General features: G+C 49.3%; 2 protein-coding genes. Both read right to left on the bottom strand.

Going from position 1 to position 639, the window contains the following annotated elements:
* Positions 1–10: 10 nt before the first annotated feature.
* Complete coding sequence (locus tag MARLIPOL_RS09525) at positions 11–307, bottom strand: type II toxin-antitoxin system RelE/ParE family toxin (RefSeq protein ID WP_012140688.1); 297 nt, start codon at positions 305–307, stop codon at positions 11–13.
* Positions 307–546: a type II toxin-antitoxin system ParD family antitoxin gene (locus MARLIPOL_RS09520; RefSeq protein WP_012140687.1), complete on the bottom strand. Its 240-nt coding sequence runs from the start codon at positions 544–546 to the stop codon at positions 307–309. Before MARLIPOL_RS09520 ends, MARLIPOL_RS09525 begins: the two co-directional genes overlap by 1 nt.
* Between the last annotated feature and the right edge of the window lie 93 nt (positions 547–639).

Below are 639 nucleotides of genomic sequence, written 5' to 3'. Positions count from 1 at the left end.
GCGTTATGCCCTAAAGCAGATGCCCCTCAGGCAACATGCGTTTGTGTAGGATGCGGATAATTTCAACAATACCCTCGGTGGCTAACCGATAAAATATGATGTGGCTCCCCTGAGGGTACTGTCGGTAGCCTGGACTTATCTCATCGCAAGCTTGCCCCAAGTTCGGATTGTCAGCCAGAAGGTGGAAGCATTGATCGAACTGGAGAACATAGTGGTTTCGTTGATCTCGCCCCCATTCACGCTCCGTGTATAGGGCAATAGATTTGAGGTCAGCTTTGGCCTTCCTGGAAAGCTTGAAATTTGGCATCAGCGCCCTTCGTTGTCCAGTTCACGAATAAACGAGTCATAGGAGTAGTCTTCGAAACCACTGTCCTCGCCTTCCTTAAGCAATTTACGAAGTGTAGTCAGGCGGGTTTCAGACTCTTCAAGCAGGCGCAATGCGGCACGAACGACCTCGCTGGTTGAGCTGTATCGGCCATTTTTGAGTTGTTCTGCAATGAACGCATCAAAATGTTGGCCTAGAGTGATGCTGGTGTTCTTTTGCACGGTGTCACCTCACTAGTACCAATAATTGGTATATTTTGGTCCAGGTGGCATAACAATGCAATCCACGCGACAAGCGCGTGATTGCGGGCGTTA

Source organism: Marinobacter lipolyticus SM19, assembly GCF_000397065.2.
Lineage (GTDB): Bacteria > Pseudomonadota > Gammaproteobacteria > Pseudomonadales > Oleiphilaceae > Marinobacter > Marinobacter lipolyticus.
The sequence above is the reverse complement of the archived record's forward strand: the minus strand, read 5'-3'. Positions and strand labels throughout refer to the sequence as shown.